The following is a 7,655-nucleotide window of genomic DNA, read 5'->3' as shown; positions in this document are numbered from 1 at the left end:
CGTTCGACGTCCATGCTGATCGGCGCCAGTTTCAGGCCGATCGCGTCGGGACTCACGGGCATGTTCAGGCCACCTTTTCGTAGAGGGTGACGACCGCGGCACCGCCGAGGCCGAGGTTGTGCTGCAGAGCGACGTTGACGCCGTCGACCTGGCGCGGGCCGGCCTGGCCACGCAACTGCCAGACCAACTCGGTGCACTGTGCGAGCCCGGTGGCGCCCAGGGGATGTCCCTTGGACAACAATCCGCCGGAGGGGTTGGTGACGACACGGCCGCCGTAGGTGTTGTCGCCGTCGAGGATGAACTTCTCCGCGGTCCCCTCGGGGGTCAGCCGCAGTGCCTCGTAGGTGAGCAGTTCGTTGACCGTGAAGCAGTCGTGCAGTTCCACGACCTTGATGTCCTCCGGAGCGACCCCGGCCGATTCGTAGACCTGGTCGGCGGCCTCGCGGGCCATGTCGTAACCGGCCAGACGCATCATGTCCGTGGAGAAGCTCGACGGGCGGTCGGTGGTCATCGCCTGAGCAGTGATCTGCACGTCCGCGCACAGGCCGTGCTTGGCCGCGAACGCCGGGGTGCACAGGACCGCGGCAGCCGCGCCGCAGGTCGGCGGGCAGCAGTGCAGCCGGGTCAGCGGGCCGTAGACGTGCGGGGCGTTCTGGACGTCCTCGACGGTGATCGGGTCGCGGAACACCGAGTAGGGGTTGTTCGCCGCGTGGGTGCGGGCCTTCACCGCAATGCGCGCGAGGGTGTCGTCGGCCAGGCCGTACTTCTCCTTGTAGGCCTCGCCCGCGCCGCCGAAGTACTTCGCGGCCATCGGGGCTTCACTCGGCGGTTGCAGCCTGCCCATCGCCTCGTCGAAACGTCCGAGCGGGCTGGGCCGGTCGTCCCAGTGCGAGCCGAGCGCGCCGCGGCGCATCTGCTCGAAACCCAACGCCAGCACGCAATCCGCGGCACCGGACTCGACCGCCTGGCGGGCCAGCCACAGCGCGGAGGACCCGGTGGCGCAGTTGTTGTTGACGTTCACCACCGGGATGCCGGTCAGCCCGACGCCGTAGAGCGCATGCTGCCCACAGGTGGAGTCGCCGTAGACGTAGCCGACGTAGGCCTGCTGGATCGCGGTGTAGTCCAGCCCGGCGTCGCCCAGTGCGGATCGCACTGCCGCCTCGGACATCACGTCGTAACTCTGTGCCCTGCTCGGCGTGGCGAAGGGAACCATCCCCACCCCGGCTACCCGTGCTCTGTCTGACATCTTTCAACCTCCTGCACTAGCGGTGATTCAGTTACTGTGTCACGCTAACTGAATCCTGACTAGTCGGAGTGGTCGCGATGAACATCACCCAGCATCTGCAGCGCAACGCCCTGCACAACCCGGACTGCGAATCGACGATCTTCGGCGACCGGGTCCGGAACTGGGGCGAGACGCGGGAGCGCGTCGCCCGCCTGGCCGGCGCGCTGCGCTCGCTCGGCATCGCGTCGGGCGAAAGCGTGGCGATCCTGTCGCTGAACTCCGACCGATACCTCGAGTACCTGTTCGCGGTGCCCTGGGCGGACGCGGTGGTCAACCCGGTCAACATCCGCTGGAGCCCCGGCGAAATCGCCTACTCGCTGCTGGATTCCCATACCAGCATGCTGTTCGTCGACGACGCCTTCGCCCCGATGCTGCCGGCGTTGCGCGCGGAGGTGCCGGGGCTGCGCACTGTGGTGCACTGCGGGGACGGACCCACTCCCGAGGGCATGCTGGACTACGAGCGCCTGATTGCCGAGCACCCGCCCGTCGACGATGCCCGACGTTCGGGGGAGGCGCTGGCCGGCATCTTCTACACCGGTGGCACGACCGGGCACCCCAAGGGCGTCATGCTCAGCCACGCCAACCTGGTGGTCTCCGCGATGGCGGCGGCTGCCGCCGGCGAGTTTCTCGAGGCCGACGGGCGCACCCTGCACGCGGCACCGATGTTCCACCTCGCCGACCTGTTCACCGTGCTGATCCGCAACATCCTCGGCGGCACCCACGTCATCGTGCCGTTCTTCGACCCGGCCACAGTCGCGCAGGCGATCGAGAAGCACCAGGTGACCGACACCCTGCTGGTGCCGACGATGATCCAGATGCTCATCGACGCCCCCGGCGTCGACGACGCCGACCTGCGCAGCCTGCGGCGCCTGATCTACGGCGCCTCCCCGATCAGCGACGCCCTCCTCTCCCGCGCCGCAGTGGCATTGCCCGGCGTTCGGTTCACCCAGGCGTACGGGATGACCGAACTGGCGCCGATGGCCACCTTCCTGCGTCCCGAGGAGCATGCCGATCCGGTGCTGCGTCGCTCCGCCGGCCGGGCGGGACCCAACGTCGAGGTCCGGATCGTCGACACCGACGACAACGAGGTCGCCTCGGGTGTGGTGGGCGAGGTCGTGGTGCGCGGCGGGAACGTGATGCTCGGCTACTGGAACAGGCCCGCGGAGACGGCGGATGCGCTACGTGGTGGCTGGATGCACACGGGGGACGGTGGGTACATGGACGAGCGCGGCTACGTGTTCCTCGTCGACCGTATCAAGGACATGATCGTCAGCGGCGCGGAAAACGTCTACTCCGCCGAGGTGGAGAACGCGCTCGCGACTCACCCGGCGGTGGCCCAGTGCGCCGTCATCGGGGTGCCGGATCCGGAGTTGGGGGAGCGGGTGCACGCCGTCGTGGTCCTGTTCCCCGGCGCCGCCGCCACGCACGAGGAGTTGCGGGCGCACTGCAAGACCCTCATCGCCGGCTACAAGGCGCCGCGCACCAGCGAGTTCGTCGAGGCGATGCCGCTCTCCGGCGCGGGCAAGATTCTCAAGCGCGAGTTGCGGGCAAAGTACTGGCCCGCCGCGGGCCGCGGCATCGGATGAGCGCAGAGCAGTACCGAGAATGACCACGTCCGGCCAAGCGAAGCCGGAGCTCGGGTGGGGAGGTCGCATGGCATCGCCCTCGGCGCGAGCGACTGCTCCTGCCCGCGGTACCCGGCCGCGCAATCGCAGTGAGCTCCTGCGCGCGGCCGCCGCCGAGCTGTTCGCCCAGCACGGCTACGCCAATGTCTCGATGGCCGACGTCGCCGCGGCGGTCAACGTCGGCACGTCGGCGGTCTACCACCACTACGCCGGCAAGGCCGAGCTGCTGTACGACGCGATCGACGGCGCCCTCGAGCGCGCGGCGTCGGGTCTGCCCACGACCCCCGCCGGGGAGCTGCCCGAGGTGGCAGGGTTCCTGGCCGCGCTCATTCTGGACGACCGTGCCCTGGGGGTGCTGTGGCAACGGGAGTCCGGCAACCTCGGCAAGGCCGAACGCGGCCGGCTGGGCAAGAAGTTCGTGCACATCAACACGTGGTTGGCCGGCGAGCTCAGGGCCTGCCGCCCTGAACTGACGTCCAATCAGGTGGAGCTTCTCGCCGCCTGCGCATTGCAGGCGATGACCAGCGTGGCCTTCCATCACCTGTCCCTGCCCCGAGGCCAGTACGAACGGCTGCTCGCCGACCTGGCGACCCGAGTGATGCTGATGGATCCGCCTCCCGCCGGTACCAAACCCCGAGCGCGTCGGAAGATGGCGCTCACCAGGGCGGACGAGATCATCGACGCGGGGATCGCGCTCTTCGCCCGCCGCGGGTATGCCGACACGAGCATCGACGACATCGGAGCTGTGGTCGGCATCGCCGGCCCGACCATCTACAACCACTTCGCCAGCAAGCACGACATCCTCGTCGCGGGACTGCTCCGCGGACACGACCAGCTGCAGGAGAGTCTGCGGGTGGCGCGCTCCGAGGGCATCGGCCCGGCGGACGTGCTGCGCCGACTCAGCGATGCCTACGTCGATCTGACGTTGGATCAGACAGACCTGATCGGGGCGTTGAGCACCGAGTCGGTGCACCTGGGTGACGAGGCGGCAAGCCGGCAGGTCCGCGACGTCCAACGTGCCTACATCCAGGACTGGGTGGCGATCGCCCGGGCCCACAACCCGACCGACTCGCCCACCGTGGCCCGCATCAAGGTGCAGGCCGCGCAGATGATGGCCAACGACGTGGCCCGGGCGTCCCGGCTGCGCCGGATCTCGAATCTGCGCACCACCGTTCGCGAAGCGGCCTGGCTTCTGCAGCAGTAGGGAACGCATCGATGGGTCCGGGCTGCACAACCTGTTGGGGTAGATTGCCGAGATGAGCGAGTTGCACGCCGACGTGCAGATCGCCCGGGCCGTCGAGGCTGCCCGGGCGCTCGGTCGGGACGGCTCCGACCCGGGTGAACTCATCGACGTGCTCATCGAGGAGTTGCAACGGCGGCTTCCCGCAGTGGACGCGAACCTGAACGCCGCATTCGCCGGCCTCGTCTCGCTGCAGTCGATGCAAGTCGAGCGCGCCGCCGCGGAGCAGCACCGGCGCAGCGAGACCCTCGCCCGGCTGCACGACGCCATGGTCGCGCTTCGCCCGATCGAGTCCCCGGAGCAACTGCTCGAACGCTCGACCAAGGAGGCCTGCCAGGCCTGCGGCTTCGAACGGGCCGTGCTGTTGCGCGTCGACGGCTCGACGCTGGTGCCCGAGAGCGTCTACATCGAGGGCGACCCGTCGTGGGCGGCCGAGCTGCTCGCGGCCAGCCAGGCGGCACCCATGCCCCTCCAGATGGGAACCAACGAGACCGAGGCCCTGCGCCGGCGGCGCCCGCTCATCGTCCGAAACGCCGCCAAGGAATCCGGCGTCCCGGAGATGGCCTCCCTCTACAAGACGACGAGCTACGTCGCGGCGCCGATCATCCCGGAGGGCCGGGTGATCGGCTTCCTGCACGCCGATTACTGCCACACGGGCAGGGTCGTCGACGAGTTCGACCGCGACGCTCTGTTCGCGTTCGCCGAGGGCTTCGGCTTCGCCTACGAGCGCGCGACGTTGCTGCACCGCCTCCGTGCGCAGGGTACCGAGGTGCGGCGCCTGCTGTCCTCCGCCGAAGCGGTGGTTCGCTCGCATGCCGAGGCCGAGTTGGAACTGGTCCGGATGGGCGACGCGGGGCTCGCATCGGCCCGCTCCACCGCCGGGCTGATCGCCGCGCCCGCCTCGCTGCACGAGGTGCTCACCCGCCGCGAGTGCGAGGTGCTCCGCCTGCTCTCCGCGGGGCACAGCAACAGCACGATCGCCGAACAGCTGGTCGTCTCCGAGGCAACGGTGAAGTCCCACGTGCAGCGGATCCTACGGCGGTTGAACGTGCGCAACCGCATCGAGGCGGCGGCGGTGTACCACCGGCTGACCGGCGAGAGCGCGAGGGCGGCCCGCGACTCAGCCGATCGCGGGAGATGATCTGATCGGTCGTCAGACACGGTTGCCGGACTCGCCCAGAGCTGCGGAGCGTTCAGGCACCGCGGTGGGAGTTTTCACCGGGGCTTCTCGGGGGTCCACGTGGCCGGCAGACGCTTGATGCCGTTGCTGAAGTTCCCGATGAGGAAATCCGGCTCGGAGGCGTGAATATCCGGAATGCGGGTGTAGACCTCGCTGAGCAGGGACTTGAGCGTGGTTCGGGCCAGCGCGGCGCCCAGGCAGTAGTGCGGGCCACCTCCGCCGAAGGTGACGTGCGGGTTCGGGCTGCGCTCGATGTCGAAGCGGAACGGGTCGTCGAAAACCTCCTCATCCCGGTTGCCGGAGCAGTACCACAGCACGACGTTCTCTCCAGCGAGCATCTGCTGCCCGCGGACGACGACGTCCTCCGTCAAGGTGCGTCGCATGTGGTTGAGCGGATGTGAGCACCGCAGGACCTCCTCGACCGCGCCGTCGATGCGGCCGGGTACGTCGTCCACCAGGAGCTGACGCTGGTCGGGGTGCTGGGAGAAGAAGTGGATCGCCTGCGCGCTGGCGTGGCGGGTGGTGTCGTTGGCCGCGACGCCGACCATGACCAGGAAGGCCCCGATCTCGTCGTCGGTCATTTTTTCGCCGTCGAACTCGGCGTTCGCCAGCCAACTCATCAGGTCCTCGCGCGGATTCTCCCGGCGCTCCGGAATCATTTCCGCGGCGGTCAGGTGGATGTCCGTCATCGCGTCGGCGAGGATCTCCAGACCGCTCTTGTCACCGCAGGTCTCGGGATCGGTGTAGGCCAGAAGGCGCTGACACGCGTCGACCGTCCGGTCGTTCATCTCGCCGGGGGGCAGGCCGAACATGCTGGAGAAGATCCGCGCCGGGAGCACCTTGGAGACCAACACGGCGAAGTCGCCCTCGCCGCGCCCGGCCACCTCGTCGACGAGGTCCCGGGCGTGACCCCGGATCCATCCCTCGAGGGTGCGCATGTTCTTCGGCTTGAACGCGTCCATCGTGATCCCGCGCAGCTGCGTGTGCCGCGGCGCGTCCATCGCGATGAACGACTGCACCAACTCGGTCATCTCGGGGGCGAAGCTCTCCATGATGACGCCGTCGGCCGAGGAGAACACCGCCGGGTTTCGGCTCGCCGCACGGATGTCCTCCTGCTTGGTCAGCGACCAGAACCCGCGCGTGTTGAGCTCCGGGGGCAGCAGTTCGGACTCGACCGGACGGCTCCACGGCACGGGGTTCTCCCGGCGCAGCACAACGAACGCCGCGTCCCGTTCGGCCGCCGACTTGGCCCAGAAGCTGCGCGCGCTCAGGTCGATCTCACCGTGAGTGCTGATGGAAGCGGGGGCGGTGATGGTCATGGCGTTCCTTTCGCGCACGAGGCGGACGGGCAAGAGGGGCGGACGATCAGCCGACGATTTCGAGCGCCCCCATCGGGCACATGGAGACCGCGCGTTGCACGGCTGCGCGCAGGCCCTCGACGGGCTCGGGGTCCAGCAGGATCACCTTGTTCGCCTTCTCGTCGACGTCGAAGACCGTCGGCGCGGCGAGCAGGCACTGGCCGTGGCCGTCACACCGGTCCCGGTTCGCCTCGACTCGCAGGTGACCTGTCAGAGCGTTGGGCATCGAAGCGCTCGCCTCCGTTGGCGATTGGCGATTGGCGGATAGGAGAAGAACCCTCCGTCCGAGCCACGATCCTCCATCGGATGCTATGGGTCGATCCGTCGGTGTGATGAAAAGGGACCTCCGGTAGGAGGGTCCACCTCACCTTTCGCAGGCCGTCTGCGGCACGTCAGCGCTGGGCGTGCACACAGTGCCCTCTCGGTGCCGGGCCGCGCTCTGTGCGGTCGAGAGGAGAGCAGTCCGCCTAAAGGATGAGGATTTGCCGCATGAAGATGGATGATTTGCGTCACGTCTGGCCGCATCCTGAGCGGGTCTGTTGTCGGCGCGAGTGCTGACGCCACGTTCTCCCCCCCGCGCCCGCTGCAGGAGGCCCCCAGTCCCCCACCCCGCTCCAGCACAGCCGGTCCCGGATCCCCGTCGTCCTTCAAAGAGAAGAGTCAGCGATGACCGCCTCCCCTCGACAGCAGGTCGAGAGCACCAACGTCCGGACCGGTGTCCGTAACTTCGCGAACTCGGCGCTCGTCGCCGACATCTTCCGATCGGAGGCCTAGATGGCCGTTCGAAGCATGCGGCGATCGTTGATCGCCCTCACCGCGAGCATCACGCTCCTCGCGGGATGCGGTGGTGCGGCCATCGACACCGCGGCCGACCCTGGTGCGACCCAGGCGGACACCACCACCGCGGTGACGGACCTTCCCACCGATACTGACACCGCTGTCGTCCCAGGCGCGCCGGGCTCCGACG

The 7,655-nt window shown here is 68.6% G+C and carries 6 protein-coding genes and 1 pseudogene; 4 read left to right on the top strand and 3 right to left on the bottom strand.

The window, feature by feature from the left end; genetic code table 11:
* Positions 1 to 64 precede the first annotated feature (64 nt).
* Positions 65 to 1,246, bottom strand: a complete 1,182-nt coding sequence (locus tag H0X00_RS19565) for a lipid-transfer protein (RefSeq protein ID WP_293774101.1) — start codon at positions 1,244 to 1,246, stop codon at positions 65 to 67.
* A 77-nt stretch (positions 1,247 to 1,323) separates the two neighbouring features.
* Between H0X00_RS19565 and H0X00_RS19560 the strand changes: the two genes are divergently transcribed.
* From H0X00_RS19560 to H0X00_RS19550, 3 genes are all read left to right on the top strand, one after another.
* Positions 1,324 to 2,871: a long-chain-fatty-acid--CoA ligase gene (locus tag H0X00_RS19560; RefSeq protein ID WP_293774100.1), complete on the top strand. Its 1,548-nt coding sequence runs from the start codon at positions 1,324 to 1,326 to the stop codon at positions 2,869 to 2,871.
* A 67-nt stretch (positions 2,872 to 2,938) separates the two neighbouring features.
* Positions 2,939 to 4,114 (top strand): TetR/AcrR family transcriptional regulator, encoded by a 1,176-nt coding sequence (locus tag H0X00_RS19555; RefSeq protein ID WP_293774098.1) that lies wholly within the window; start codon positions 2,939 to 2,941, stop codon positions 4,112 to 4,114.
* Positions 4,115 to 4,166: 52 nt separating this feature from the next.
* Positions 4,167 to 5,291 carry a LuxR C-terminal-related transcriptional regulator gene (locus H0X00_RS19550; RefSeq protein ID WP_293774096.1) on the top strand — a complete coding sequence of 375 codons (1,125 nt, stop codon included), beginning with the start codon at positions 4,167 to 4,169 and terminating at the stop codon, positions 5,289 to 5,291.
* A gap of 74 nt (positions 5,292 to 5,365) precedes the next feature.
* On the opposite strand, the gene H0X00_RS19545 is transcribed toward H0X00_RS19550, so the two are convergent.
* Both H0X00_RS19545 and H0X00_RS19540 read right to left on the bottom strand, forming a co-directional pair.
* On the bottom strand, positions 5,366 to 6,649 hold the full coding sequence (locus H0X00_RS19545; protein WP_293774094.1) for a cytochrome P450: 1,284 nt from the start codon (positions 6,647 to 6,649) through the stop codon (positions 5,366 to 5,368).
* Between the two features lie 46 nt (positions 6,650 to 6,695).
* A complete protein-coding gene (locus H0X00_RS19540; protein WP_293774093.1) occupies positions 6,696 to 6,914 on the bottom strand; it encodes a ferredoxin in 219 nt (72 codons plus the stop codon).
* Positions 6,915 to 7,462: 548 nt separating this feature from the next.
* Between H0X00_RS19540 and H0X00_RS19535 the strand changes: the two are divergent.
* Positions 7,463 to 7,655 (top strand): annotated as a pseudogene (locus H0X00_RS19535) (hypothetical protein); the annotation flags it as partial.

Origin of the sequence: Sporichthya sp., from assembly GCF_013815995.1 — a bacterium.
GTDB lineage: Bacteria > Actinomycetota > Actinomycetes > Sporichthyales > Sporichthyaceae > Sporichthya.
The sequence above is the reverse complement of the archived record's forward strand: the minus strand, read 5'-3'. Positions and strand labels throughout refer to the sequence as shown.